General features: G+C 71.6%; 34 protein-coding genes. 24 read left to right on the forward strand and 10 right to left on the reverse strand.

All coding sequences use genetic code 11. The annotated features are described in order from the left end of the window. Positions 1–5: 5 nt before the first annotated feature. From BMZ47_RS09160 to BMZ47_RS09235, 16 genes are all read left to right on the forward strand, one after another. Positions 6–383, forward strand: coding sequence for a response regulator (locus tag BMZ47_RS09160; RefSeq protein WP_007567482.1), 378 nt, complete (start codon positions 6–8; stop codon positions 381–383). Then, positions 380–3,013 (forward strand): chemotaxis protein CheA, encoded by a 2,634-nt coding sequence (locus BMZ47_RS09165; RefSeq protein WP_091861056.1) that lies wholly within the window; start codon positions 380–382, stop codon positions 3,011–3,013. Before BMZ47_RS09160 ends, BMZ47_RS09165 begins: the two co-directional genes overlap by 4 nt. Further along, the gene (locus BMZ47_RS09170; protein WP_091861060.1) at positions 3,013–3,303 is read left to right on the forward strand and encodes a hypothetical protein; all 291 of its coding nucleotides are present in this window, start codon (positions 3,013–3,015) and stop codon (positions 3,301–3,303) included. The genes BMZ47_RS09165 and BMZ47_RS09170 overlap by 1 nt, the downstream gene beginning before the upstream one ends. Beyond that, positions 3,300–4,094, forward strand: coding sequence for a ParA family protein (locus BMZ47_RS09175; RefSeq protein WP_091861063.1), 795 nt, complete (start codon positions 3,300–3,302; stop codon positions 4,092–4,094). Before BMZ47_RS09170 ends, BMZ47_RS09175 begins: the two co-directional genes overlap by 4 nt. A 9-nt stretch (positions 4,095–4,103) precedes the next feature. After that, positions 4,104–4,478, forward strand: coding sequence for a response regulator (locus BMZ47_RS09180; RefSeq protein ID WP_007567488.1), 375 nt, complete (start codon positions 4,104–4,106; stop codon positions 4,476–4,478). Between the two features lie 2 nt (positions 4,479–4,480). After that, a complete protein-coding gene (locus tag BMZ47_RS28480; RefSeq protein WP_167369017.1) occupies positions 4,481–5,755 on the forward strand; it encodes a methyl-accepting chemotaxis protein in 1,275 nt (424 codons plus the stop codon). A 95-nt stretch (positions 5,756–5,850) separates the two neighbouring features. Then, positions 5,851–6,234, forward strand: a complete 384-nt coding sequence (locus tag BMZ47_RS09190; protein WP_007567491.1) for a response regulator — start codon at positions 5,851–5,853, stop codon at positions 6,232–6,234. Positions 6,235–6,242: 8 nt separating this feature from the next. Further along, the gene (locus tag BMZ47_RS09195) at positions 6,243–7,094 is read left to right on the forward strand and encodes an STAS domain-containing protein (RefSeq protein WP_091861066.1); all 852 of its coding nucleotides are present in this window, start codon (positions 6,243–6,245) and stop codon (positions 7,092–7,094) included. Beyond that, positions 7,094–7,483, forward strand: coding sequence for an STAS domain-containing protein (locus BMZ47_RS09200; RefSeq protein WP_007567495.1), 390 nt, complete (start codon positions 7,094–7,096; stop codon positions 7,481–7,483). The genes BMZ47_RS09195 and BMZ47_RS09200 overlap by 1 nt, the downstream gene beginning before the upstream one ends. Next, entirely contained in the window at positions 7,461–7,913 is a 453-nt protein-coding gene (locus BMZ47_RS09205; protein WP_050731966.1) for an ATP-binding protein, read from the forward strand. Before BMZ47_RS09200 ends, BMZ47_RS09205 begins: the two co-directional genes overlap by 23 nt. Continuing rightward, positions 7,910–8,383: an anti-sigma regulatory factor gene (locus BMZ47_RS09210; protein ID WP_091861069.1), complete on the forward strand. Its 474-nt coding sequence runs from the start codon at positions 7,910–7,912 to the stop codon at positions 8,381–8,383. The genes BMZ47_RS09205 and BMZ47_RS09210 overlap by 4 nt, the downstream gene beginning before the upstream one ends. Next, positions 8,380–8,973 (forward strand): SpoIIE family protein phosphatase, encoded by a 594-nt coding sequence (locus BMZ47_RS09215; RefSeq protein WP_007567500.1) that lies wholly within the window; start codon positions 8,380–8,382, stop codon positions 8,971–8,973. The genes BMZ47_RS09210 and BMZ47_RS09215 overlap by 4 nt, the downstream gene beginning before the upstream one ends. Before the next feature lie 6 nt (positions 8,974–8,979). Then, positions 8,980–9,987: a sensor histidine kinase gene (locus BMZ47_RS09220; protein WP_091861072.1), complete on the forward strand. Its 1,008-nt coding sequence runs from the start codon at positions 8,980–8,982 to the stop codon at positions 9,985–9,987. A 153-nt stretch (positions 9,988–10,140) separates the two neighbouring features. After that, a complete protein-coding gene (locus BMZ47_RS09225) occupies positions 10,141–10,368 on the forward strand; it encodes a hypothetical protein (RefSeq protein ID WP_007567503.1) in 228 nt (75 codons plus the stop codon). A gap of 103 nt (positions 10,369–10,471) precedes the next feature. Continuing rightward, on the forward strand, positions 10,472–10,693 hold the full coding sequence (locus tag BMZ47_RS09230; RefSeq protein WP_007567504.1) for a hypothetical protein: 222 nt from the start codon (positions 10,472–10,474) through the stop codon (positions 10,691–10,693). Between the two features lie 114 nt (positions 10,694–10,807). Next, on the forward strand, positions 10,808–11,254 hold the full coding sequence (locus tag BMZ47_RS09235; RefSeq protein WP_091861075.1) for a hypothetical protein: 447 nt from the start codon (positions 10,808–10,810) through the stop codon (positions 11,252–11,254). Positions 11,255–11,264: 10 nt separating this feature from the next. Here the strand turns inward: BMZ47_RS09235 and BMZ47_RS09240 are convergent, their stop codons facing one another. The 6 genes from BMZ47_RS09240 to BMZ47_RS09265 all read right to left on the reverse strand — a co-directional run bounded on the left by BMZ47_RS09240 (position 11,265) and on the right by BMZ47_RS09265 (position 15,076). After that, positions 11,265–12,674: a TAXI family TRAP transporter solute-binding subunit gene (locus tag BMZ47_RS09240; protein ID WP_007567507.1), complete on the reverse strand. Its 1,410-nt coding sequence runs from the start codon at positions 12,672–12,674 to the stop codon at positions 11,265–11,267. A 134-nt stretch (positions 12,675–12,808) separates the two neighbouring features. Next, on the reverse strand, positions 12,809–13,192 hold the full coding sequence (locus BMZ47_RS09245; protein ID WP_007567510.1) for a CsbD family protein: 384 nt from the start codon (positions 13,190–13,192) through the stop codon (positions 12,809–12,811). 64 nt (positions 13,193–13,256) lie between these two features. Further along, positions 13,257–13,460, reverse strand: coding sequence for a CsbD family protein (locus BMZ47_RS09250; protein WP_007567512.1), 204 nt, complete (start codon positions 13,458–13,460; stop codon positions 13,257–13,259). An 83-nt stretch (positions 13,461–13,543) separates the two neighbouring features. After that, positions 13,544–14,467: a PhnA-like protein gene (locus BMZ47_RS09255; protein ID WP_091861078.1), complete on the reverse strand. Its 924-nt coding sequence runs from the start codon at positions 14,465–14,467 to the stop codon at positions 13,544–13,546. Between the two features lie 46 nt (positions 14,468–14,513). After that, on the reverse strand, positions 14,514–14,861 hold the full coding sequence (locus BMZ47_RS09260) for a CsbD family protein (protein ID WP_007567528.1): 348 nt from the start codon (positions 14,859–14,861) through the stop codon (positions 14,514–14,516). Between the two features lie 68 nt (positions 14,862–14,929). Next, on the reverse strand, positions 14,930–15,076 hold the full coding sequence (locus BMZ47_RS09265; RefSeq protein WP_244536772.1) for a CsbD family protein: 147 nt from the start codon (positions 15,074–15,076) through the stop codon (positions 14,930–14,932). A 599-nt stretch (positions 15,077–15,675) separates the two neighbouring features. On the opposite strand from BMZ47_RS09265, the gene BMZ47_RS09270 reads away from it, so the two are divergent. The 6 genes from BMZ47_RS09270 (at position 15,676) to BMZ47_RS09295 (ending at position 18,452) form a co-directional block, all read left to right on the forward strand. Then, positions 15,676–15,858, forward strand: a complete 183-nt coding sequence (locus BMZ47_RS09270; protein WP_007567537.1) for a hypothetical protein — start codon at positions 15,676–15,678, stop codon at positions 15,856–15,858. A gap of 209 nt (positions 15,859–16,067) precedes the next feature. Beyond that, positions 16,068–16,361: a lipase chaperone gene (locus BMZ47_RS09275; protein WP_007567539.1), complete on the forward strand. Its 294-nt coding sequence runs from the start codon at positions 16,068–16,070 to the stop codon at positions 16,359–16,361. Continuing rightward, positions 16,358–16,588, forward strand: coding sequence for a DUF7241 domain-containing protein (locus BMZ47_RS09280; RefSeq protein ID WP_007567542.1), 231 nt, complete (start codon positions 16,358–16,360; stop codon positions 16,586–16,588). Before BMZ47_RS09275 ends, BMZ47_RS09280 begins: the two co-directional genes overlap by 4 nt. 155 nt (positions 16,589–16,743) lie before the next feature. After that, positions 16,744–17,706: a transaldolase gene (tal, locus tag BMZ47_RS09285; protein ID WP_091861082.1), complete on the forward strand. Its 963-nt coding sequence runs from the start codon at positions 16,744–16,746 to the stop codon at positions 17,704–17,706. A 121-nt stretch (positions 17,707–17,827) separates the two neighbouring features. Then, on the forward strand, positions 17,828–18,076 hold the full coding sequence (locus BMZ47_RS09290) for a hypothetical protein (RefSeq protein ID WP_007567544.1): 249 nt from the start codon (positions 17,828–17,830) through the stop codon (positions 18,074–18,076). Between the two features lie 139 nt (positions 18,077–18,215). Beyond that, positions 18,216–18,452 carry a hypothetical protein gene (locus BMZ47_RS09295; RefSeq protein ID WP_007567545.1) on the forward strand — a complete coding sequence of 79 codons (237 nt, stop codon included), beginning with the start codon at positions 18,216–18,218 and terminating at the stop codon, positions 18,450–18,452. Positions 18,453–18,578: 126 nt separating this feature from the next. Here the strand turns inward: BMZ47_RS09295 and BMZ47_RS28485 are convergent, their stop codons facing one another. From BMZ47_RS28485 to BMZ47_RS09305, 4 genes are all read right to left on the reverse strand, one after another. Continuing rightward, positions 18,579–18,719, reverse strand: coding sequence for a hypothetical protein (locus BMZ47_RS28485; RefSeq protein ID WP_007567546.1), 141 nt, complete (start codon positions 18,717–18,719; stop codon positions 18,579–18,581). Continuing rightward, entirely contained in the window at positions 18,719–18,952 is a 234-nt protein-coding gene (locus tag BMZ47_RS09300; RefSeq protein WP_007567547.1) for a hypothetical protein, read from the reverse strand. The genes BMZ47_RS28485 and BMZ47_RS09300 overlap by 1 nt, the downstream gene beginning before the upstream one ends. Positions 18,953–19,072: 120 nt before the next feature. Next, on the reverse strand, positions 19,073–19,231 hold the full coding sequence (locus BMZ47_RS29120) for a hypothetical protein (RefSeq protein WP_007567548.1): 159 nt from the start codon (positions 19,229–19,231) through the stop codon (positions 19,073–19,075). Between the two features lie 169 nt (positions 19,232–19,400). Further along, positions 19,401–20,279, reverse strand: coding sequence for a class II aldolase/adducin family protein (locus BMZ47_RS09305; protein ID WP_244424291.1), 879 nt, complete (start codon positions 20,277–20,279; stop codon positions 19,401–19,403). A 112-nt stretch (positions 20,280–20,391) separates the two neighbouring features. Between BMZ47_RS09305 and BMZ47_RS09310 the strand changes: the two genes are divergently transcribed. Together BMZ47_RS09310 and BMZ47_RS09315 are read left to right on the forward strand one after the other, a co-directional pair. After that, on the forward strand, positions 20,392–21,297 hold the full coding sequence (locus tag BMZ47_RS09310) for a LysR substrate-binding domain-containing protein (RefSeq protein WP_091861085.1): 906 nt from the start codon (positions 20,392–20,394) through the stop codon (positions 21,295–21,297). A 146-nt stretch (positions 21,298–21,443) separates the two neighbouring features. Then, the gene (locus BMZ47_RS09315) at positions 21,444–22,820 is read left to right on the forward strand and encodes an NAD(P)H-dependent oxidoreductase (protein ID WP_091861088.1); all 1,377 of its coding nucleotides are present in this window, start codon (positions 21,444–21,446) and stop codon (positions 22,818–22,820) included. The last annotated feature ends 366 nt before the right edge of the window (positions 22,821–23,186 follow it).

The following is a 23,186-nucleotide window of genomic DNA, read 5'->3' on the forward strand; positions in this document are numbered from 1 at the left end:
CGGGCATGTCCGGCAAACGAATACTCGTCGTCGAAGACGGCATCACGATGCGGATGTTCTATCAGGACGTGCTCGGCCGGGCCGGGTTCGTCGTCGAGGAGGCCGCCAACGGGGTCGAGGGCCTGGAGAAGGCGCTGCTCGGCGGCTTCGACCTGATGATCGTCGACATCAACATGCCCAAGATGGACGGCTACGAGCTGGTGACGCGCATCCGCCGCGAGCCGTCGCTCCAGGCGATCCCCGTGGTCACGATCAGCACCGAGGCCAAGGACGCGGATGCGAGCCGGGCCTACGCGGTCGGGGCCAACTTCTACATCGTCAAGCCGGCCGACCCCGTGCTGCTGGTCGAGACCGCGCGCCTGCTGACGGGTGCGCAGGCATGACCAACCCCCTGCTGGCCCGGTTCATCCCGGAGGCGCGCGAGTTGCTGCAGGTCTCCGCGAGCGGCCTGCTGAAGCTGGAGCGCAACCCGACGGACGAGACCGCGATCAACGAGGTGTTCCGGGCGGTCCACACGATCAAGGGCTCGTCCGGCCTGTTCGACGCGCTGGCCCTGACCCGGCTGGTCCACGCCGCCGAGGATCTCCTCGGGGAGGTCCGGTCCGACGCGCTCCAGATCGATTCCGCCCTGGTCGACATGCTGCTCGACAGCCTCGACCAGGTCGGCCAGTGGATCGACGAGCTGGAGCGGCGCGCGGTCCTGCCGACGGATGCGGACGCGGTCGCGCACCGGATGTCCACGCTCCTGCGCCAGCGGCTGGGCACGCCGGACGACGCCCCCGGCGGGGAGCCGGCCGACGCGCTGCCCGGCACGGATCCGGCGCCGGGTGACGCCGCCGCGACGCTCCCGCCGGCGCTCCTGGCCCGGCTGCCCGCCCCCGCCTGCCTGGACGCGTTCCGGCGCGCCTGCGGGGGCGAGACGGTCCACTTGGTGCTCTACGCGCCGGAGCCGGGCTGCTTCTTCAACGGTACCGATCCTCTGCAGGCGATCCAGCAGGTCCCCGGTGCGCTCGCCCTCGACATCGCGGCGGACCAGCCCTGGGGGCCGCTGGAGGATCTCGACCCCTACCAGTGCAACCTGCACTTCGCCCTGCTGAGCACCGCGCCCCGGCCCGAGATCGAGCAGGCGATGCGCTACGAGCTCGACCGGGTCACCATCGCCCCCGTGCGGGCCCGGGACCTCGTGCGCATCGAAGGCGCGGCCAGCGACGGGCCGATCTGGGACGATTTCCGCGCGGCGGCCTCGGCGTTCCTCGACGCCGGGCGCCACGACGATCTGCGCAAGGCCGTGGCGGCCCTGCGCAGCGTCGCCGGGCCGACCCTCTGGCGCCGCCAGGCTCTGGACTGGCTGGAGGTCGCCCTCTCGGCGGGCGAACCCGATCGGGATCTCGTGGCGGCTCTGGTGGCCGCCGCCGGGACCGGCCGGTTCGATCCGGCCCCGGCCGGCCCGCGTCCCGCCGACGAGGACCCGGCGCAGCAGCCGGCTTCGCAGGCCGCCGACCCGCGGGAGGACCTCGCCCGCACCGTCCTCACCCGCCAGCAGCGGGCGCTGGAGCGCACGGGCTACGACGCGGAGCGCCTCGCCTCGGTCGGCACCGTGGTGGGCAACGTGCTCCTCAGCCTCGGCCGCGATGCCGAGCGGGGGGCGATCCGGGCGGCGCTCGACGAGGCCCGGGAGACCCGCTCGGTCGCGCCGGTGCTGAGCGCCCTGTCCGCCGTGCTGGACGGCGCCCCGCTCCAGCGGGTGGAGGCCGCGCCGGCGCCGGCCGAGGCGCTGCCGCAGGGCTTCGCCGAGGACGCCGCGTCGGTTCCGGTCGCCGGCAAGGAGCCGGAGGGGCGCCTGGCCGCCAAGTCCCTGAAGGTCGATCAGGCGAAGATCGACCTGCTGATGAACCTGATCGGCGAGCTGGTCGTCTCGAAGAACGCCCTGCCGTTCCTCGCCAAGCGCGCGGAGGAGACCTACGCCTCGCGCGAGATGTCCCGCGAGATCAAGGAGCAATACGCGGTCATCGACCGGCTCGCCCAGGAGATGCAGGGCGCGATCATGCAGGTCCGCATGCTGCCGGTGGCCGAGATCTTCGACCGGTTCCCCAGGCTGGTGCGCGACCTCGCGCGCAAGCTCGGCAAGCGGATCGACCTCGTCCTCGAGGGCGAGGACACGGCCGCGGACAAGACCATCATCGAGGCCCTGGGCGACCCGCTGCTGCACATCGTCCGCAACTCCCTCGATCACGGGATCGAGGCGCCGGAGGAGCGCCGGGCGGCCGGCAAGCCCGCCACCGCGCGCCTCCTCCTGAAGGCCCGCCAGGAGGCCGACAGCGTCGTCATCGAGGTCCAGGACAACGGCCGCGGCATCGATCCGGCCCGGATCCGCGCGGCCGCGGTCGCCAAGGGCGTGGTCGGCCAGGAGGAGGCGGACCGCCTCTCCGACCAGGAGGCGATCAACCTGATCTACCGCCCGGGCTTCTCGACGGCGCTGGAGGTCTCGGACCTGTCCGGCCGCGGGGTCGGGATGGATGTGGTGCTGACCACCGTGGAGAAGCTCGGCGGCCAGGTCTCGGTGAGCTCCCGCCTCGGCGAGGGGACGACGACGCGCCTGGCCCTGCCGCTCAGCATGGCGGTCACCCGGATCATGATCGTGGAGGCCGCCGGCAGCCTCTACGGCGTGCCGATGGACATGATCGTCGAGACCGTGCGGGTGCCGCGCGAGCGCATCCGCATGATCAAGAAGGCCGAGACCTTCGTGCTGCGCGAGACGATCATCCCGCTGCTGCGGCTGTCGCGGCTGCTGCACCTGCCCGAGCAGCCCCGGGGCGAGGCCGACGCCGCCGTGCTGGTCTGCCACGTCAACGGCCGGCGGGTCGGCCTGATCATCGACAACTTCCGGGAGGGGATGGACGTGATCCTGAAGCCTCTGGAAGGCGTGCTCGCGGGCATCGGCGGCTATGCCGGCACGACCCTCCTGGGGGACGGCCGGGTCCTCCTGGTGCTCGATCTCAGGGAGCTGCTGTGATGGCCATCCGGATCGCCCGCAAGACCATCCACCTCGAAGGGCATTGCACCGTCGAGGAGGCCTTGCCGCTGCTGGAGGCCCTGCGCAGGCCGGGCGCCCACAAGGTCGTGCTGACCAAGTGCCAGGGGCTGCACACCGCCATCCTGCAGGTCCTGGCCGCCGCGCGGCCGGCCACCCTCGCGCCGCCCGCCGACCCGGCGCTGGCCGGGCTCGTCATGCCGTTCCTCGAGGGGTCCCGGCAGGCCGCCCCGCAGCGTTCCGCCCCGCGGGCCTCCGGAGCGACCGCTTGACCACGATCCTGGCCATCTCGAACCGGAAGGGCGGCAGCGGCAAGTCCACGACCTCGGTCAACCTGGCGGCCGAGTGCGGCGCCCGCGGCCGGCGCACGCTGCTGGTCGACCTGGACACCCAGGGGCATGCCGGCCTCGGCTTCGGCATCGTGCCGGAGCGCGACGCGCCGACCGCCCACCACATCTTCACGAGCCCGGATTTCGACCTGCAGGCGGCGATCCGGCCCACCGCCTTCGCGGGCGTCTCGGTCGCCCCCGCCGACCAGCTGTTCGACGGGATGACGGTCGTGGACCGCAGCGTCTCGGCCCTGCAGCGCTGCCTGCGCGGCCCGGAGATCGCGGCGCGGTTCGACCTCGTGATCGTCGACACGCCGCCCTCCCTGGACATGATCCTGGTCAATGCGCTGGCCGCCGCCGATGGTGTCCTGGTCCCGATGATCCCGCACGCCCTGTCGGCCGAGGGCGTGCGCCAGTTGGCCCGGCTGTTCTTCCGCATCGCCACCACGGTCAACAGCGACCTGACGGTGGTCGGCCTGCTTCCGGTGATGCTCAACGTGCATACCAACCACCACCGCGAGACGATGCAGGACGTCGCCCGGGAATTCGGGATCGAGCGCGTGCTCACCGGCATCCGGACCGACATCCGCCTCGCGGAGGCCTTCGCCGCCCGTAAACCCATCCGGGACTACGCGCCCTCCAGCCGCGGCGCCGCCGATTACGCCCTGCTGACCGACGAGCTCACCGCCGTCTGGCAGGCCGACACGGCCCCCGCATCCCACGCACCGTCCTAGGAGACCCTCTTGGCCACGACGATCATGATTGTCGACGATTCCCCGACCATGCTGATGAGCATCGAGGGCATCCTGAGCAAGGCCGGCCTCGGCGTCGTCAAGGCGGCGAGCGGCGAGGAAGCCGTCACGACGCTGCAGGGCGGCACCAAGCCCAACCTGCTGATCACCGACCTCAACATGGGGGCGATGAACGGCATCGAGCTGATCCGCCGGGTGCGCAAGCTCCCGGGCCTGCAGTTCATCCCGATCCTGATGCTGACCACCGAGTCCCAGCAGGACAAGCGCAACGAGGCGAAATCGGCGGGTGCCACGGGCTGGATCGTCAAGCCGGTGGACCCGGATGCCCTGCTCAAGGTGATCCGCCAGCTGGTCCCCGGAGCCTGATCGTGGCCTGGGCCCCTCCCCCCCTCGCGCTCCGATGGTCCGGACCGCTCTGCGCCGGGCTGTCGGCCCTGGTGCTCGCCGCCGCCGGCACGGTGGCGTTCGGGCCCGTGCCGGGCGTCGCCGCCCTGGCGGCCCTCGGCTTCGCGGCGAGCTGGGGGGCGAGCTGGGTCTCGGCGGTGCTGAGCCGCCCGTCGCCGAGCCCGGAGGCACCGGCGCACCGGGCGTCCGCGGAGGCGCCGCAAGCGGAATCGCGGCAGGACGATCCCGGCGCGCAGGAGGCGACGGGACCGGCGGCGGGACGGGCGGCGGGGCGCGCAGCGGTCCCGGCCGAGATTCCGGCCGAGATCCAGGCCACCCTGGCCGACCATCTCGCGGTCTACGACCGCCTGTTCGAGCGCGCCGCCACCGACACGGCCTCGGTCACCACCGAGACCGAGGCCGCCGCCTACGACATCATGACCAGCCTGCGGGAGGTCGACGGCGCCATGAGCGAGCTGCTCGCCTTCCTGGACCTGTCCGGCTCCAACACCCGGGTGGTCGAGATCGTCGACCAGACCGACCAGCAGCTCACCGAGAATCGCCAGCTGATCGGCGACTTCCTGGTCCGCCGCGACGAGGACGTGGTGACCTGCCGGCAGCGCCTCGACGAGCTCGACGTCGCCACCGCCCAGCTCACCCGGGCGACCGACGGCGTGCAGGCCATCGCCCGCCAGACCAACCTGCTCGCCCTGAACGCGACGATCGAGGCGGCCCGGGCCGAGAAGGCCGGCGCGGGCTTCGCCGTGGTGGCGCGGGAGGTCAAGGAGCTCTCGAGCGCCTCCGCGGGGACCGCGACCCGCATCGCCCAGGATCTCGCCAGCCTGCGCGTCTCCATCCGCGAGAATTTCGCCAGCCTGGTGACCGACCGGGTCGAGAGCGAGCGCGGGGAGCTGATGAAGATCGCCTCGGCGATCGCCAGCCTGACGGAGAACATGGAGCGCCTGGTCGCCCACCAGCGGGACACGCTGGTGAAGGTCCAGGAAGAGAGCGCCCGCATCGCCCAGCCGATCGTCCGGCTCATCGGGTCGATCCAGTTTCAGGACGTCACGCGCCAGCGCCTGCAGCATCTGGAAGGTATTTTTGCCGCCGCCCGCACGCATCTTCACGCACTGGATCTGTCGAATCCCTTGACGAAATCTTGGCCCGACGCTAGATCATTTGCAGAAATTGCACTTTCCGAGGGACCGTCACCCCCGAGAAGCGCGGCAAAACAAAATAATGATATCGAGTTGTTTTAGAGAATTTTGAAACATCGCATTCTACCAGATGCATCTGCCCTGAACGTCAGGCTTGTGATGCACACTTTCAGCATTCATGACAGGAGGATTGATCTATGGCATCGGTCCTCCTGACGGATGACGTGGCCGTCGTGCGGATGACGGTCCGGCGGTTTCTGGAGCGGGGCCGGCACAGGGTCGAGGAATGCGGGTCCGCCGCCGAGGCGGAGGCCCTGTTGGGCAGCCGCCCCTTCGACATCCTCGTCACCGACCTCTGGATGCCCGGGCGGGACGGGCTGACGCTGATCGGCTGGGTCAAGGCGCACAAGCCCGGCCTGCCGATCATCGCGATCACCGGGGGCGCCCCGCGGGCACCGCAGCTCTTCTCGATGGAGGAGGCCGCGCGCGTCGGGGCCGACCGCGTGCTGATGAAACCGGTCGGCATGCAGGAACTCCTGGCCGCCATCTCCGCCCTCGCCCCATCGGACGCCAAGGAGTGATCGAACATATGCACGGCGTCGGACAGATCCTCCAACAGAACCGGGCGGGCGTCCTCGACGCGTGGCTCGCCAAGCTGCGCGACACCGCGCCGGGGGCGCAGCCGGGCTCGCTCCAGCTGCTCAAGCTCGAGCTGAGCACCCTGGTCGAGAAGCTCACGGCCTATTTCCTCCTGGACGACGGCGACGGCGCCGGGCCCGCCTTCAAGGCCGTGGAGGAGCAGGCCGCCACGATCAGCGCCGCCTGCGTCCGCGACGGGCTGACGCCGATGGAGACCGCCACGCTGATCCTGTCGCTGAAGACGATCGCGGGCGAGATGCTGGATCGCGAGACCAGCGCCAAGGCGACCGAGCTCTACAGGATGCGCACCGCCCTCGACGCGGTGGTGGACCGGCTCGCCCTCATCACCTTCGCGGCCTTCGTCGAGACCCGCGAGGAGATCATCAAGCGCCAGGGCCGGGCGCTGCTGGACCTGGCGACCCCGGCCCTGCCGATCTGGCGCAACATCATCCTGATGCCGCTCGTCGGGATCATCGACACGCAGCGCGCCCGTCAGGTGATGGAATGGCTGCTGGAGGCGCTCTCCCGGGAGGAGGCGCGGATCGCGATCCTCGACGTGACCGGCGTGCCGCTGATCGACAGCCGCGTCGCCCTGCACCTGACCAAGACCGTCGAGGCCGCGCGCCTGCTCGGCTCCCAGGTGATCGTGACCGGCATCAGCCCGGACGCGGCCCAGACCCTCGTGAAGCTCGACGTGGATCTGTCCAACATGATCACCCGGGGGACGCTGCGGGCGGGCCTGGCCGAGGCCTTCCGGCTTCTCGGCCCGCATGCCAAGGGCGCGCACGAGACGATGCTCTGATGCGCGTTCCCATCCTCCGGCTCGGCCGCGTCCTCCTCACCTCCCTGCCGGCCGACCTGACCGACCAGCAGGTGATGGACCTCCAGATCGACGCCCTGGCGCTGATCCAGGCCGGCAAGGCCGACGGTCTCGTGATCGACATCACGGCGGCCGACGTCGTGGATTCGTACATGGCCCGGATCCTCTCGGAAACGGCCAAGATGGTGAAGATCATGGGGGGCGTCGCGGTCCTGGCCGGCATGCAGCCGGCCGTGGCCCTGACGCTCGTGGAGATGGGCCGGGACATGATCGACATGGAGACCGCCTTCGATCTCGAAGGCGGGGTGGCCAAGGTCGGTCGGATGGTGGCTTCCCGCGGAGGTCGCCATGACGAAGTTCCGACCGCCTGATCGCTCCGAACCGGAGCCGCCGCCGGGCGACGAGACCCGGGCCGTCGTGGACATCCGGGCTCAGGACGACATCCTGCGGGCACGCCAGGCGAGCCGCGGCGCCGCCGCGGCGATCGGCTTCGGCACCGTCGATCAGACCCGCCTGGCCACCGTGGTCTCCGAACTCACCCGCAACGCCCTGATCTATGCCGGCGGCGGCGCGTGCCGGGTGCTGACCCGGCTGACGGCCCTGGAGCGGAGCATCGTGATCGAGGTCGAGGATAGCGGGCCGGGGATCGCCAACGTCGCCGGCGCGCTGACACGCGGATACTCGACCGGGGGCGGCCTCGGCCTCGGCCTCGCCGCCGTGCACAAGCTGATGGACGACCTGACGATCGAGACCTGTCCGGGCCACACCCTGGTCCGGGCCGGCATGACGAGGCGGCGATGAGCCGGTCGCCGGGCTTCCCGGACCCGGCCGTCCTCGGGCCGGCCATCCCGGGGCCGGACGTCGTAGGGCCGGAGGTCGTGGCGCTGCGGGTCACGAGCGAGATCGACGCCGCCGAGGTGCGCCAGGAGGCGCGCCGGCTCGCCCTGCGCCACGGCTTCAGCACCGTGCGGGCGCACGGCCTGGCCACGGCGGTCTCCGAACTCGCCATGAACCTCGTCCTCCACACCACGCGCGGCGGGCTGATCCGCCTGACCGCGCAGGATACGCCCGACGCGTCCGTGATCGAGCTCGTGGCCGAGGATGACGGCCCGGGGATCCCCGATCTCGCCCTCGCCATGGAGGACGGCTTCTCGACCCGCGGCGGCCTGGGCTGCGGCCTCCCGGGGACGCGCCGCCTGGTCGATAGCTTCACGATCACCACCCGGGTCGGGGAAGGGACCCGCATCGTCTGCCTGGTGCGGCGGCCATGAGCCCGGATCCGGTGATCCCGATCCCCCGGATCGCCGCGGCCACACGGGTCTATCCCGGCGAGACCGCCTGCGGCGACTTGGTGGCCTGGTGGCAGGAGGGGGACGCGACCTTCGCCTGCATCGTCGACGGCCTCGGGCACGGGCCGGACGCCCATCACGCCGCCCGGAGCCTGCTCGCTTTGGTCGAGGGCCAGGTGGGACTCGAGCCGGCCCAGCGGCTCGCCACCGCCGACCGGGCCATGCGCCACACCCGCGGCGCCGCGGCGGCCCTGGTGCGCATCGATCCCGCCGCCAGGACCATCACCACGGCCGCCGTCGGCAACATCCAGGGCGCGCTGTTCGCCGCCCGGACTCTGCGGTTCGACGGCATGCCGGGGATCGTCGGGGCGGGCCTGCGCCCGCTCAAGCCCCTGGTCGTCCCGTTCACCGCCGCCGACATCCTGGTCCTGTGGACCGACGGGCTCCGGCCGGTGGACCTGGAGCCGGATGCGGCGCGCGCCGATCCCGAGCGGCTCGCCGCGGACCTGATGGCCAGCCACGGACGCCAGAGCGACGATTGCGGCGTCCTGTGCGTCGCCTTCCGGGCGTGAGGCCGCATGCGAAACCTCCTGCTGCGCTACACCGACGGCATGGCGCGCTACGTCGCCACCGCGGACGAGGCGCCGCTCCTCGACATCGAGGAACTCGGCCGCCTGGCGATCACCGACGACATCTCCCTCGACGAGATCGCCGGGCTGCATGAGGGTGCGGCGCTGGCCCTGTCGGACCAGGGCGTGCCGATCAACCGGCCGGAGATCATCCGGCGCATGTCGGCCTGCCTGAGCGCCCTGATGGTCTCCGCGGCGGTGGCCTACCAGACCAAGATCGACCTGCTCGAGCAGCATCGGCAGCAGGAGCGCGACCGGACCGAGCGGGACCGCCAGCGCCTGGAGACGCTGGGCCAGTTCGTCGGTTCGGTGGCGCACGAGCTCAACAACCTGCTCCAGCCCGTGCGCGGCATGACCGAGATCATGCTGGCCGATCTCGCTGAGGGGCGGCCGCCCGAGCGGGCCGACCTCGAAACCGTGGAGGCCTGCGCGATCCAGGCGGTCGGCGTCATCCAGGGCATCCTGGGCTATGTCCGGCGCGAGACGATCGCGCCCCAGAGCCTGGCCTTCGGGGCCGCGGTCGCGACCGCCTGCACCTTCATCCGGCCGATGCTGCGCGAGCCGTTCGCGGTGGCGATCCGGGACCGCGACACCGAGGTCCTGGCCCTCCAGGGCGAGCTGACCCAGATCCTGCTGAACCTGCTCCAGAACGCCGTGCAGGCCGGGGCGACGCGGATGCGGGTCGAGGTCGACCGGATCGACGGCGATCGGGCGGCCGGCGGGGCGCGGCCGCGGATGCGGCTCCGGGTGATCGATGACGGCCAGGGGATGTCCGCCGCCGTCGCGGCCCGCGCCCTCGACCCGTATTTCACCACCAAGGCGACCGGCCAGGGCACCGGCCTGGGGCTCGCCATCGTCCGCAGCATCGTGGTCGGCTGGTCGGGCGACCTGCAGCTGGACTCGGAGCCCGGGCGCGGAACCACCGTCACCCTGCTGCTGCCGGTCCATGCCGGCTGACGCGATCCGGGCGGGCGCGGTAAGCCCGCGCCGGGATTGCGCTTTCGGGAATCGATCAACAGCCCTCCACCGGAATCCGGACCGGCGGCGCCGGATGGGTTGAACCGGGGCGGCTTCCGCGCTTTGTTCGTCATATGTTCTCACTGGAACGGAATGGCCATGCTCGCACATCCGCACGAACCGCCCCCGGAGATTCGGCTCACCGAGGCGGAGGCGATCGCGCTGGCCTATCACCGCGCCGCGCGGGGCGATGCCTGGAACGCCTTGGTGGCGGCGATCACCGATGCGCTGACCGATCTCGACGCGGTGGAGCGGCGCGTGGCGCAGCAGAGTCGGCTCATCTCCCGCGGCTATGCCCGCTGCCGGACCGGGGCGACCTGACGGCGGCGGGCTCGGCTCAGGCCCTTGCGGCGGGTCACAACTTCTGGTAATAATTCCTTTCCTATGACAATAAACCAGACCTCGCCCGCGACGGGAGCCGGCCATGGGCGACATCAACGATGAACGGCGCCGCCTCTCCGCGACGTGGCTCAACACCATCGCGTCCGGCGTCGTCTCGGCCGGGTCCTGCGGCTCGCTGCTGGCCTACAGTTTCGGCCCGCGGCCCGGCATCAGCGGGCTCCAGGTCCTGGTGGTCACGACCTGCGCGCTCGGCCTCGGCGCGACCCTGCACCTCCTCGCCCGGTCGCTCCTGAACAACCGGTGAGGGGCGGACAAGGACCGCGGCCGGCCCGAATTGCGCCGCTGCGACGGCCGGGGGCGGGACAGAGCCGCCGGGAGGCTCTAAGACCGCGCCGAATCTGCCGATCCGGAACCCGCCATGACGCCGGCCGAGCGCGACCGCTTCGAGAAGTGCCTCGCCCTGGCGAATCGGGGGGCCACCGCGGGCGAGCGGGAAGCGGCGCGGGCCGCCGCCGAGCGCATCGCGGCCGGCGCCGGCCTGACGCTGACGGAAGCCGCCGCGTCACTGCGCAATCCGCGGTTCTCTGCGGCGGAACCGGAGCCGCCGCGCCGGCCGCCGCCCTCCCCGCGGCGGCCCTTCGCCTGGGCGCAGCCGAAAGAGCCGGTGAAGCCGATCACCGTCGAGGAGCTGCGGCGCCAGAAGGCCGAGACGGAGGCCTGGAAGAAGCGGGCCGCCGCCTCGGCCGAGCTCAAGCGGAAGCGGGAGCGGGCCGAGCAGGAGGCCTACGCCGCCGAGCAGCGCGCCGCCCAGGCCGAGCGCGACCGGGAATGGGCCGCCGCCCAGGCCCGCCGGAAGGCGCCCTGAGGGGCGCCGGTCAGGAGAGCTCGGGCCCGGCCGTGACGGTCTGGCCGGCCAGAGCCGGGGCGTCGTCGCCGTGCCGGCCGACCGCGATCGCGCGCTTGATCGTGGAGCGGGCGGCGTCGATGGCGATGGCCGCCGCCGACAGGGTCCGGCCCTCGGTCGGGCGCTCCAGGGCGTGCCGGGCGATGTCGCCGGCGAGGTCGTCGATCTCGCGGGCGAGCGTCACCAGGCGGGTGGGATCGGGGGAGTCCTGCGCCTCCTGCCGGATCGCCAGGAGCCGGTCGGTCGCCTCCTCGATCCGCTCGCGCCGCAGGCGGGACAGGCGCTGCCCGACCCAGGCGAAGGCCGAGCCGATGCCGCCGCCCAGGAAGGCGACGAGGTAGATCCAGGTCTCGTAGCGCTCGACGAAGCTCTGCTGCTCGCGCTCGAAATAATCGACCGCGCCGGGATGGATCGGCAGCCGGGCGCTGGTGGCGCCGGACGTGCTCTCGTAGGCCGGGGCCTGGACGTAGTCGGCGGCGGCGGTGACGTTCGCCAGGCCGCTGCGCAGCTCGAACAGGTGTTGGGTCACGTCCGCCGCCACCGAGCGGGACAGGCTGGCGCGCGCCATCAGCCGGTAGGAGGCGCCCACCGTGTGCACGTCCTCCTCCGGCACCTTGGGGCTGCCCCCGAAGGTCTCGGCCGGCATGCTCACCATCTGGAGGCGCGGCATCCGGGCCACGATGGCGTCGGCATTCTCCACATCGACGAAGGCGACCTTCCGGCTGCGGCTCGCCGCCTGGACGCTCTCGACGATGCGCTGCGCCGTCGGGGCGGTGGGCGCGATCACCGAGACCACGGCATCGACCTCCTTGCGGGTCAGCGCGGCGGTGAGGTCGGCCTCGGCGACCTCCACGAGGGCGACCTGCCGGGGCGGCAGCGGGCCGCCCTTGTCCTGGCTCGCGAGCGTCAGGCCGTAATGGGCCAGCATCGACCGGATCAGCGTCTCGTCGGCGTCCCGGTGGGCCAGGATGGCGAGGCGCTTGCGGTCGAGATCGGGAAAGCGGGTGATCTCCGAGGCCTCGGGCGAGGCGATGATCATGGCCTGGTCGCGCAGGATGGCGAGGGTCAGGCCGTTATCCGGCAGCGCCACGTCGGGGCGGACCACCGCCAGGTCGGCCCGGCCGTCGCGGAGCGCCTCGGCGCTGTCGCGCACGTCGTCGAAGGGCAGGATCTTGAGCCGGATCTCCTTGTGCCGCTTCGCCAGGGCGTCGGCATAGGCCTGGATCACCGCCGGCTCGGTGCCGTCGCGCGGGGCGACCGCCACCGTCAGCACCGTGGCGCGCGAGGCCCAGTAGGCCCCGGCGGCGGCGAGCCCGAGCCCGATGGCGAGGATCAGGAAGACGATCTCCGGACGCAGGAGAAGCTTGCCGAATCGCCTCATCGGCCCTCTCCCCCACCCGCGCCGGAACCCGCCCGGCCCCTCGCGGAGGCCGGGCGATCGTCGGGCGCCGGTACTAGCTTACCGCCGGATGGTTTCGGAAACCCGATATCCACGTCCCCGCGTCACGCGCGTGATCAGTGGCTGCGGCGGGTGAGCCAGCCGGCCGCGAAGGCCAGGGCGGCGATGCCGAGCAGGGTGCTGGTGCGGTTGGTGTCGGCGTAGCGGACCGCCTGACGGCCGTAGGTCTCGCCCCGGCGGCGGGCCTCGCGGGCGTAGCGGCGGCCGTCGTCGATCAGGTGGTCGGCGCGCTCGGAAGCGGCGTGAGCCAGGTGGCGGCCGTCCTCGGCGAGATCCTCTGCGCGGTCCCGGGCGCGCCCGTAGACGTATTGTGCGCCGCCGGCCACCTGGTTCACGGCGCCGCGGACCTGCCGGCCCGGATCGCCGGTGAGGCCGCCGAGGGTGGTCTGGGCCCGGCCCTTCACGTGGCGGGACGCGCCCCGGATCTGGTCGCGGTTCATGCTGCTCTCCTGGGTGTGGGGTTGGTCGGGGCGGGACCGGTCCTGCCGGCCCCGCCGAACGGAATCAGTTCCGGCCGGTGACCTTGTCGGCCAGGTTCTTGGCGCCGTCCTTGACGTCGCCCACGGTCTTCTGCGCCTCGCCCTTGAGCTCCTGCGCCTTGCCCTCGGCCACGAGCTTGTCGTTGCCGGTCACGTTGCCGGCGGCCTGCTTGACGTTGCCCACGGCCTCGTTGGCCAGGCCCTTGATCTTGTCGGTGGTGCTGCTCATCGAAACATCTCCTTCGAGGGGGCGGAATGGCCGGCTTGTGCCGGTCGAGAGGGGTCCCGCCGGCGGGCGGGGACCGATCGGGTTCAGGCGCGGCGGGTCTCGTAGGCGCCGAGCAGGGTGACGGGCTTGGGGGCGCCGAAGCGACCGCCCAGGAAGGCGGCGAGCGCGCCGAGGACCAGCGCCAGGGCGGCGTAGAAGGCGCCCTGGGTCGCGGCCGACTTGGTGGCGACGGCGGCGGCCTCGGCCTTCTGCTTGGCGGTGGCGACGGCCTGGTCGTACTGCTTCTCGTAGTCCTGGACCTGCTGGCGGGCCTGCTCGACCGGGATGTTCTGCGCCTTGGCCAGCGCGTCCGCGGCGCGGCTCTCGGCCTGCTGCTTCTGGGCCGGGTCACCGGTGAACAGGGCCTTCACGGCCGCCACAGCGGCGTCGCGGGCGGCCTGCGGGTCCTGGCCGGCGGCCTGCTGGCGGACCGTGCTCTCGATCCCGTCGAGCGGGTTCGTGATCTTGGCGAGCGACGGCGCGGCGGCCTGGGCGGCCGTCTGCACGGTGCCGCCGACGAGCGATCCGGCCCCGCCCAGGGTGGCGGTCACGCCGCTGAAGGCGCCGCCGATGAGGCCGCCGACCGCGGAGGTCAGCAGGTAGAGCACCACCAGGGTGGTCACCGCCCAGGACACCAGGCCGTGCAGGCCGGCCGTCCCCGGCAGCGGCTTGCCGGACAGGCGCCCGGCGATGGCGCCGCCCACCAGCGAGGCGACGATGCCGGAGGCCACGAACCAGATCCCGGCGCCCATGGAGGCGGTCGAGGCGGCCGGGTTGTCGGCGGCATTGGGCCCGAAGGAGGCCAGGCCCACGCCGGCGCCGACCAGGTTCAGGATCACCTGGGTGACCAGGGCGGTGGCGGCACCGGCGAAGATCGCCCCCCAGGAAACCTGGTTGAGCAGGATCGCGCGCGTGTCGGCGGACGCGCCTGCGGCCAGGGGGGACGCGGTGGTTTGGATGGTGGTCACGCTCTTGCTCCGGGTCGTCGGTCGTCTGTGGAAGTGGAAGCCGGGATCAGTCGCGGTTCGCGCTGACCAGGAGGCCGAGGCCGAAGCCGACGAGGCCGGCGACGAGCAGGGAGGCGAGCGGGTACTCGGCGACCTGATGGCTCACCTCGCGGGTGCCCCGGCGCAGGTAATGGCCACCGCGCTCATAGGCGTCCTCGGCGTAGTCGGCAGCCTCGTCGGCCGCGTGCCGGACCGTGTCCTTGGCCTGGCCGTAGAGGTTCTCGGCCTGCCCGCTGGCCTCGCGGAAGCGGCCCTCGACCGAGTCGCTCCGCGAGCCGGTGAGGTCGCCGACGGCGCCCTGCACCTTGCCGCCGAGGTCCTTGGCGGCGCCCGTGATCCTGTCGATGTCGACCATGTCGTTCTCCGTGGGGTGTGTGTTCGATGGGGATGGTGCCCGGACGGGCCGCCGGCTTGAGACCGGGGTCAGTCGGTGCGGGGTTTGGCCGGCTTGGGGGGCCGGGCCGCCTGTTTCTGCCGCCGGCCCTCGGCCTCGACCCGGGCGTCCCCGGTGAGCTTGCCGATGGCCTCCTTGACCGACGCCTTGACGCGCTCGGCGGACGGTCTCTTCACGCGCTCGATCACGGGCACCTCGCCGTTCCTGAGAAGACCCTGGATCGGCCATCAGATGTGCGCCGCGCTCGCGCAATCAATGGTACGAAAGGACTATAATCGCCGGATGATTTATCCGATCACGACTGCGTGATCTGCGGCAGATCGGCCGGCAAGCCTCTCCGATATTTGTACGGTTCGGCACTGGACGCTGGCGCCGGACGGCCTGGTCTTTCGCGTTCGCCCCCTGGCGCTTGCCCTGCCGTGTCGGCAGCGGGGCAAAAACGGGTTGCGCACAAGCTGGTTCCCTGACCTACGTTATTTTTACTGGTATGCCTGCACCATCGGGGCGGTTATTATCGACCAGAAGTAGTCTTCGCCGTTTTGAAGCGGTGGTATCGGCGCCCGGGATCCGCCTTCGCCCGCGCGGGCGCAATCGTGGCGGCGGCCGATGGCGGGCGGGAATCGCGGGGCCGGGCGGGCCTCGGCCGATGCGCGCGTTCGACAGCCAGCGACACGCAACAGTTTTGCGCCGGGCGGATATTTGCGCGTGCTGACCCGTTGCACGTATCCGCGGAGGGTCGGTCAGTCCCGCCACTGACGGGCAAGGATCAAACCCCATGACAATTCTGATGTCGGTCGCGCTGGCACTCGCGGTGCTCGGCGCGCTGGTGACGCATTCCGCCTACCGGTTCGCGCCGGTCACGAACAAGTTCGCCGGCTGGGACGTCGCCTTCGTGAGCGGCATCAGCGTCACCGCGCTCGGCAGCCTCGGCGCCCTGCTGCTGGTCTTCACCGCCTGAGCTTCGCCCCTCCGCACCGCCGAGCCGATGCATAAGGCCACAGGGGCGGACCTATCCGTCCGGCGGCCTGTTCCTCCCCCGAACCGGTCGCGTTGCGACCGGACCCGGCTCCAAGCCTTCGATTCCCCGCGCCTGCCGGTGCCGAACCGGCATCCCCGTCGGCGGCGAGCGTTCCAGACCCCGCAACGGCGGGTCAACGAGGTTCCAAGATGGCAGAACAACTCTCCGGTCAGGACGGCCGGCAGGGCAAGCGTGGCCGGCCGGCGCTCTACGTGCTGGTCGCCAGCGTCGGGCTCATGGTCGCCGCGCTCGCCGGGCTGATGATGTGGCAGGGCGCGAGCTCGCCCCCGGATTACGCCAGCCAGAGCCAGGCGGCCTCGCGCAAGCAGGTCACCGGCAGCGAGAGCGGCACGGGCGGCGCGACCTCGCCCTCCAACAGCAGCGCGGTTCCGGGCGGCAACCCGGCCTATCCGCAGCCGGCCGCCCGCAGCGCCAATCCGTGACCCGGCACGATCACCGCTGCGCGGCGGAGATCTGCCGCGAGCAGGGCTGGCAGGTCGGAACCTGCCTGGTCGGCGATGCCGGCTACGGCCCGACGGTGATCCAGATCACTGCGCTGGGCGACCGGGTCATGCTTGCCAAGATCCTCAGTCACGGCCGGGTGGCCGTGGCCTATAACGAGGCCCAGGCCTGGTCCCTCTCCCTCCGGGACTGGCGCTCGGTCGGCTGATCCGGCCCTGCCGTGGTACGGATCCGCCCGGGCGCGCTCGCCGGGCGATTCGGCTGGACCCACCGGGCGTCGAAGCGCTCCGGGGCGCGTCTTATATCTCCGGGCGCACGGGTGCGGCGGCCTTGTCGGCCGGGCGCCAATCCACGAGGTACGCTATGACATCGCTGCTCGATCAACTCCGCACCATGACCGTGGTGGTTGCCGATACCGGTGACATCGGCGCCATCGAGAAGCTCAAGCCAGTCGATTGCACCACCAATCCCTCGCTGCTGCTCAAGGCGGCCGGCATGGAAGGGCTCGCCCCGATCGTCGACGAGGCCGTGGCCTGGGGCAAGAAGCAGGGCGGCGAGACCGAGGACATCGTCCAGGCGGTGGCCGACCGGCTCGCCGTATCGGTGGGCGCCGAGCTGACCAAGCTCGTGCCCGGCCGGGTCTCCACCGAGGTCGACGCCAACCTGTCGTTCAACACCGACCGGACGGTGGAGAAGGCCCGGGCGATCATCCGCGCCTATGACGAGCGCGGCATCGCGCGCGACCGGGTGCTGATCAAGATCGCCTCCACCTGGGAGGGCATCCAGGCGGCCCGCGTGCTGCAGCGCGAGGGCGTCGACTGCAACCTGACGCTGCTGTTCTCCCTGGTCCAGGCCATGGCCTGCGCGGATGCCGGCGTGTTCCTGATCTCGCCCTTCGTCGGGCGGATCACCGATTGGTACGCCAAGGCCGAGGGCAAGACCTACACGGGCGCCGAGGATCCGGGCGTCCAGTCGGTGCGGGCGATCTACGCCGCCTACAAGGCGCGCGGGATCAAGACCGTCGTGATGGGCGCCTCGTTCCGCAACATCGGCCAGATCCAGGCGCTGGCGGGCTGCGACCGCCTGACCATCTCGCCCAAGCTCCTGGAGGAACTCGCCGCGACGGAGGGCCACCTCCCCCGCGCCCTTTCGCCCGACTCCTACGGCGAGGCGCCCGAGGTGCCGGCCACCGACGAGTTCTCGTTCCGCTGGGAGATGAACGAGAGCGCGATGGCCACGGAGAAGCTCGCCGAGGGCATCCGGCAGTTCGGCAGCGACCTGCGCGCGCTCCACGCGCTCATCCGCGACCGCCTCGCCCGCGGGTGAGTCGCCCCCGGCACGCGGGTCCGGCCCGAAACGCGGGCCGGACCCGCGTGCGGCCGGTGGATCATTCCGGGCGAGCGCCGCGTTTCATCCCCGCCGCATCTGCCGCGGTTCGGAGTGAGCCGTGTACAATCCCTTCTTCTCGTCGATGATGCTGGCGATCGAGGCCCAGCGGGTGATCGAACTGCGCCTGGTCCGGCTCGCCTGGGGCGGCAGCGAGGGGCTGGCCGAGGCGCAATCCATGGTGACCGAGAAGATGCACGCCGCCGGCGAGGCCATGACCACGCTCATGCTGGGCGGCTCGCCCGAGACGGTGATCGCCCGCTACCGCGAGCACGTGGCGTTCAACACCAAGCGCCTGACCGCGGCCTGACGGTCCCGGGCCGTCCGGCGCCGGGTCGACCGGCCGGGGCGGCAAATCCTTGTCGGGATCCATTTTCTCTCGCCGACGCGGTATCGCGTTCGGCGGCGGCCGCCCTCAGCGCGGCCCAGGACGGAACTGAACGCCTACCATGATCGAGCCGAACCAAACCGCCTTCATCGTGAAGGTCGCGCGCCGGGACGAGGACGCCCCGGAGAACCTGCTGACGGTGTTCTACGCGGTCATCGCGGACGATCCCGACAGCGGGGTCCAGATCGTCAAGGAGGCTGTGAAGGACGGGGCCGAGGTCACGCTGACCGAGGTGCGGCTCTCTCAGGCCACCGCCCAGGCGATCGACCTGCGCCCCGGCTACGCGCGCGCGCTCTGACCGGAATTCGGCTTCCACGCCCATCCGTGTTGAGGGGCGAGATCGGATGGGCGTGGAAGGCCAGCGATCGGCTGGTCCGACCAGGCTAGGCCGGCAGGGTTAACGGTCCCTTACCGGCGGCCCCGCTCAGGAATGCGGCGCGATCCAGCCCAGGATCGACGCGCAGCGCTCGGCCTGGTCGCGGGTCAGCCCGGAGGCGACCGCCGCGCCGTTGCGATAGACCACGAAGGTGCCGTCATCGGTCGCGCGGATCTTGATCGAGGCCATCAGGCGGCTCCCCCAACGAGCGCCTGAAGCTGGGTCAGCCCCGTGGCGGTGATCTGCCAGGTGGCGAGGCCGTCGCTGACCCCGACCCGCTCCAGATGGCCGATACTCTCGAGAGCCGTGAGTCTGCTGTGATCACCGGGCCAGGACGCGTCCGGATTCCGCTGAATGGAGATCCGATAGTTGTCGGACCCGGCGGCTTTATTGAGCAGGCGGCGCTCGTGATTGACCAGCATTGGCACTCCTAGGCAGTTCCAATCGGGACGCATTACTTACGTACAGGCTGGCCTATATGGTCAAGCTTGGCAACCCCACCGGCCCAAACGCCCCGGTATCGCGCCCGCCCGGCGCCCGGATCAGGACGCCAGCGCCAGGTCCGCGCCGGCGCAGCCCAGCCCGGCCAGGAACAGGCATCCGCCCATCCCTTCGAGGAGAGCCCGGTGCCGGGGCGCCCACAGGGAGGCGGCGGCCAGGCCGGCGCCGGCCACCACACAGAACACGCCCAATCCCATCATGACGGCCTCCGCGTTGCCCTGGCGACGCCAGGACGACGATCGCGACAGCCGGAAGGTTTCCGGGATTCCGGGTTGTCGACAGGCAAATCGGCCGCCGACAGCGGAAGGGCCGGCGTGGCGGCCGGCCCTTCGGAGAAGCGGATGCGTTCGCGGCCGGACCGCGCCGGCGTCACTGGAACATGTCGGGCTGCGTCGCGGCGATGTGGCTGTAGAGCGTCTGGAAGTGCAGCCAGCCGATGTAGTCGCTGCCGACATGCTCGCGGCTGTAGCGGGCGGTCTTTTCCGACAGGAGCTGCGGCTTGATGCCGGTCGCCTCGACCAGGAGCTGCTGCTGGCAGGCCCGCTCCAGGGCGATGAACCAGAACGCCGCGTCGTCGATGCTGTGGCGGCTGCAGGTCAGCAGGCCGTGGTTCTGGTGCAGCACGCCGCGGTTGCGGCCGATCTGCTGGGCCACCGAGAGGCCGCTCGCCTTCTCGACCGCGACCGCCCCGGCCGAGGCGCCGATCACCGCGTGGCTGTCGTAGAAGGCGGCCGCGTCCTGGCTGATCATGTCGAGCGGCCGGCCGGTGGCGCACCAGGCGGTGCCGTAGGTCGTGTGCGCGTGGCACATCGCCATGACGTCGGGATACTCGTCGTGCACCGCCGCGTGCAGCACGAAGCCCGCGCGGTTGATCGCGTAGCGCCCCTCGACCACGTCGCCCTTGTGGTCGGCCAGGATCAGGTTCGACATCCGCACCTGCGAGAAGTGCACGCACATCGGGTTGGTCCAGTACAGCTCCGGACGCTCCGGATCGCGGATCGTGAGGTGCCCGGCGAAGCCGTAGTCGAAGCCGTGCAGCGCGAAGGCCCGGCAGGCCGCCACGAGGTGCTGCTTGCGGTATTCCCGCGCCTCGGCGTGGCTGGCGAATTCCGGCATCTCCGGGAAGATCAGGCCCGCCTGCTCGGGCTGGTAGATCGAGGTGCGCCTGCGGCCGGCGCTGTCGTTGGGCAGGTCGATGGCGATGTCGCTGCCGTGGGCCTGGTCGTCGAGCATGACGCGTCCTCTCATCGGGCCGTCCTCGGCCGTCTTCGCGGTCTGACAGGCACTATCGTGCCGGGCCCCGACATTGACAAACGACGAGTTTTCACGGTTTTCGTGAATCCAATTCATGGATCGCCCGATGCGCCGCATCCCGAGCTTCCCCGCCCTGCGGGCCTTCGAGGCGGCCGCGCGCCTCGGCAGCTTCGCCCGGGCGAGCGAGGAGCTGCACCTGACGCCCTCGGCGGTGAGCCATCAGATCCGTGCGCTGGAGCGCAACCTCGGGCGTGCCCTGTTCCGGCGCGCCAACCGGCAGGCGACGCTCACCGCCGACGGCGAGCGCCTGAGCGCGGGCCTCGCGCAGGCCTTCGACGCCATCGAGGCAGCCTGCGCCGAATTGAGCCCGCCGCCGCCCTCGGCGCTGGCCGTGCATTGCACCCCGAGCTTCGCCGCCAAGTGGCTCGGCCCCCGGCTGCATGATTTCGTGGAGGCGCATCCCGATATCGGCATCCGGCTGTCGAGCAACGCCGACCCGATCGACCTCGGCCGGCACGCGGAGATCGACATCCTGATCGCCTATGGCCGGCCGCCGCGCGGCCCGGGGCTGACGGTCGAGGCCCTGGGCCTGGAGGAGATCGCGGCCCTGTGCGCGCCGGAGCTGGCCCGCTCCCTCGGGCCGATCGAGCCCGCCACGGCCCAGCGCTTCCCCCGGCTGGATTCCTCGTTCAGCCCCGTGCGCTGGCCGGACTGGTTCGCCCGCAACGCGTTCTCCGCCCCGGCCGCGGCCTCCGGGCCGGCCTTCGATCGCGGCTCCCTGGTGATCGCGGCGGCGGTGCAAGGCCTCGGCGTCGCGCTGGAGAGCCTGCGGTTCGCGCAGGACGAGCTCCGCGCCGGCCAGCTCGTGCGGCTCGGCGACGGCCAGCTCGAGAGCCTGTACCGGGACCTGCACTTCATCTGCTACCGCGAACGCGACCGGGACCTGGAGAAGATCCGCGCCTTCCGCCGATGGCTTCTGGAGCGGGAGCAGGAGAGCCGCGCCGGGGGATAGGCGCCGCCCGTCCGGGGCCGCGCGCCTGCGCCGTCGCATGGGCGCGCACGGCAATGCATGATAATGCCAGGCTCGCACGAGGATGCAACGCGGCGGGTACGGGCCCGAAGGCTCGACCGACCGCGGCACACCGCCGGGAGAGCGCCATGTCGATGTTCGCCAAGCTGCAGCGCCGCGCCAGCGAGGGCCGCCCCGTCCGCGTCGGCCTGATCGGCGCCGGCAAGTTCGGCTCCATGTACCTGTCGCAGGCGCCCCGGACACCGGGCATCCACCTCACCGCCCTGGCCGACCTGTCGCCCGACCGGGCCCGCCAGGCGCTGCGCCGGGTGGGCTGGGACGAGGCCCGCTTCGCGGCCCCGACCCCGGAGGAGGCCGCCCGGACCGGCGCGACCTGCGTCACCGACGATGCCGACGCCCTGATCGCCAGCCCGTTCGTGGACATCGTGATCGACGCCACCGGCAGCCCCGCCGCCGGCATCCACCACGCCCTCAAGGCCTGCGCGCACGCCAAGCACATCATCATGGTCAACGTCGAGGCCGACGTGCTGGCCGGCCCGCTCCTGGCCCGCCGGGCCGCGGAGGCCGGGGTGATCTACTCCATGGCCTCCGGCGACCAGCCGGCGCTCATCGCCGAGCTGGTCGACTGGGCGCGCACCATCGGGCTGGAGGTCATCTGCGCCGGCAAGGGCACGAAGTACCTGCCGGCCTATCACGCCTCCACCCCCGACACGGTCTGGGGGCATTACGGCTTCAGCGCCGAGCAGGTCGCGGGCGGCGACTTCAACCCGCAGATGTTCAACTCCTTCCTGGACGGCACCAAGTCGGCCCTGGAGATGGCCGCGGTGGCCAATGCCTGCGACCTGACCCCGCCGCGCGACGGGCTAGCCTTCCCGGCCTGCGGCGTCGACGACCTGCCCACGCTCCTGCGGCCGGTGGCGGATGGCGGCATCCTGACCGAGCGCGGCACCGTCGAGGTCGTGTCCTCCCTGGAGCGGGACGGGCGCCCGGTGTTCCGCGACCTGCGCTGGGGCGTCTTCGCGGTGTTCGCAGCGCCGAGCCGCTACGTGCAGGACTGCTTCGCGCAATACGGGCTCAAGACCGACGCCAGCGGCCGCTACGCCGCCACCTACAAGCCCTACCACCTGATCGGCCTCGAGCTCGGGATCTCGGTCGCCTCCATCGCGGTCCGCGGCGAGGCCACGGGCGCCACCGGCGCCTGGCGCGGCGACGTGGCCGCCACCGCCAAGCGCCCCCTGAAGGCCGGCGAGCGCCTCGACGGCGAGGGCGGCTTCACGGTCTACGGCAAGCTGATGCCGACGACCGATTCTCTCGCGCAGGACGCCCTTCCGATCGGGCTCGCGCATAACCTGGTCCTGACCCACGACGTCCCCGCCGGCCGGGCGGTGCGCTGGAGCGACGTGACCTACGACGCCAACCACCCGGCGATCCGCGTCCGCCGCGAAATGGAAGCCCTGTTCCGCGCCGAGCTCGGCCTGGGCTCAGCCGCACAACGGGTCGCCTGAGCGGCGGATGCGCCCGGCCGTTCGCGTCCGGCCGGGCGTTTCAGAAGGACAGAGGCCCTCGGTGACGTCTCGGTCGCGCACCGTGCTTGATCCGAAGGTTGGCTGATCGCCGTCCGCGGGACAGGGTCATGTACCCGCATCCGCTCAAGATTTTGTAAGAATGGCGCGCCCGAAAGGACTCGGGCCCCTGCCTCCCAAATTCCATGTCGGGCGGGCGGCATGAGCCATCATCCTGCATTCCACTCCGTCGATGGCATGGAAGGGGACATTCGGGATTGGGCCCTCCGGGCCAGCGTGCCCAATCGCGTAGCCGCGACCTCAGATCCCATGGATCCAGAAGACATCTGGCTCACCAGCAAGGTGCTG

This window comes from Methylobacterium brachiatum (assembly GCF_900113845.1).
GTDB lineage: Bacteria > Pseudomonadota > Alphaproteobacteria > Rhizobiales > Beijerinckiaceae > Methylobacterium > Methylobacterium brachiatum.

Excerpts from the sequence above, each read along its gene's own strand:
- BMZ47_RS09160 (WP_007567482.1), top strand. The coding sequence starts at position 6 with ATGTCCGGCAAACGAATACTCGTCGTCGAAGACGGCATCACGATGCGG.
- BMZ47_RS09165 (WP_091861056.1), top strand. The coding sequence starts at position 380 with ATGACCAACCCCCTGCTGGCCCGGTTCATCCCGGAGGCGCGCGAGTTG.
- BMZ47_RS09170 (WP_091861060.1), top strand. The coding sequence starts at position 3,013 with ATGGCCATCCGGATCGCCCGCAAGACCATCCACCTCGAAGGGCATTGC.
- BMZ47_RS09190 (WP_007567491.1), top strand. The coding sequence starts at position 5,851 with ATGGCATCGGTCCTCCTGACGGATGACGTGGCCGTCGTGCGGATGACG.
- BMZ47_RS09195 (WP_091861066.1), top strand. The coding sequence starts at position 6,243 with ATGCACGGCGTCGGACAGATCCTCCAACAGAACCGGGCGGGCGTCCTC.
- BMZ47_RS09200 (WP_007567495.1), top strand. The coding sequence starts at position 7,094 with ATGCGCGTTCCCATCCTCCGGCTCGGCCGCGTCCTCCTCACCTCCCTG.
- BMZ47_RS09205 (WP_050731966.1), top strand. The coding sequence starts at position 7,461 with ATGACGAAGTTCCGACCGCCTGATCGCTCCGAACCGGAGCCGCCGCCG.
- BMZ47_RS09210 (WP_091861069.1), top strand. The coding sequence starts at position 7,910 with ATGAGCCGGTCGCCGGGCTTCCCGGACCCGGCCGTCCTCGGGCCGGCC.
- BMZ47_RS09215 (WP_007567500.1), top strand. The coding sequence starts at position 8,380 with ATGAGCCCGGATCCGGTGATCCCGATCCCCCGGATCGCCGCGGCCACA.
- BMZ47_RS09220 (WP_091861072.1), top strand. The coding sequence starts at position 8,980 with ATGCGAAACCTCCTGCTGCGCTACACCGACGGCATGGCGCGCTACGTC.
- BMZ47_RS09225 (WP_007567503.1), top strand. The coding sequence starts at position 10,141 with ATGGCCATGCTCGCACATCCGCACGAACCGCCCCCGGAGATTCGGCTC.
- BMZ47_RS09230 (WP_007567504.1), top strand. The coding sequence starts at position 10,472 with ATGGGCGACATCAACGATGAACGGCGCCGCCTCTCCGCGACGTGGCTC.
- BMZ47_RS09235 (WP_091861075.1), top strand. The coding sequence starts at position 10,808 with ATGACGCCGGCCGAGCGCGACCGCTTCGAGAAGTGCCTCGCCCTGGCG.
- BMZ47_RS09240 (WP_007567507.1), bottom strand. The coding sequence starts at position 12,674 with ATGAGGCGATTCGGCAAGCTTCTCCTGCGTCCGGAGATCGTCTTCCTG.
- BMZ47_RS09245 (WP_007567510.1), bottom strand. The coding sequence starts at position 13,192 with ATGAACCGCGACCAGATCCGGGGCGCGTCCCGCCACGTGAAGGGCCGG.
- BMZ47_RS09250 (WP_007567512.1), bottom strand. The coding sequence starts at position 13,460 with ATGAGCAGCACCACCGACAAGATCAAGGGCCTGGCCAACGAGGCCGTG.
- BMZ47_RS09260 (WP_007567528.1), bottom strand. The coding sequence starts at position 14,861 with ATGGTCGACATCGACAGGATCACGGGCGCCGCCAAGGACCTCGGCGGC.
- BMZ47_RS09270 (WP_007567537.1), top strand. The coding sequence starts at position 15,676 with ATGACAATTCTGATGTCGGTCGCGCTGGCACTCGCGGTGCTCGGCGCG.
- BMZ47_RS09275 (WP_007567539.1), top strand. The coding sequence starts at position 16,068 with ATGGCAGAACAACTCTCCGGTCAGGACGGCCGGCAGGGCAAGCGTGGC.
- tal (WP_091861082.1), top strand. The coding sequence starts at position 16,744 with ATGACATCGCTGCTCGATCAACTCCGCACCATGACCGTGGTGGTTGCC.
- BMZ47_RS09295 (WP_007567545.1), top strand. The coding sequence starts at position 18,216 with ATGATCGAGCCGAACCAAACCGCCTTCATCGTGAAGGTCGCGCGCCGG.
- BMZ47_RS28485 (WP_007567546.1), bottom strand. The coding sequence starts at position 18,719 with ATGGCCTCGATCAAGATCCGCGCGACCGATGACGGCACCTTCGTGGTC.
- BMZ47_RS09300 (WP_007567547.1), bottom strand. The coding sequence starts at position 18,952 with ATGCTGGTCAATCACGAGCGCCGCCTGCTCAATAAAGCCGCCGGGTCC.
- BMZ47_RS29120 (WP_007567548.1), bottom strand. The coding sequence starts at position 19,231 with ATGATGGGATTGGGCGTGTTCTGTGTGGTGGCCGGCGCCGGCCTGGCC.
- BMZ47_RS09305 (WP_244424291.1), bottom strand. The coding sequence starts at position 20,279 with ATGAGAGGACGCGTCATGCTCGACGACCAGGCCCACGGCAGCGACATC.
- BMZ47_RS09310 (WP_091861085.1), top strand. The coding sequence starts at position 20,392 with ATGCGCCGCATCCCGAGCTTCCCCGCCCTGCGGGCCTTCGAGGCGGCC.
- BMZ47_RS09315 (WP_091861088.1), top strand. The coding sequence starts at position 21,444 with ATGTCGATGTTCGCCAAGCTGCAGCGCCGCGCCAGCGAGGGCCGCCCC.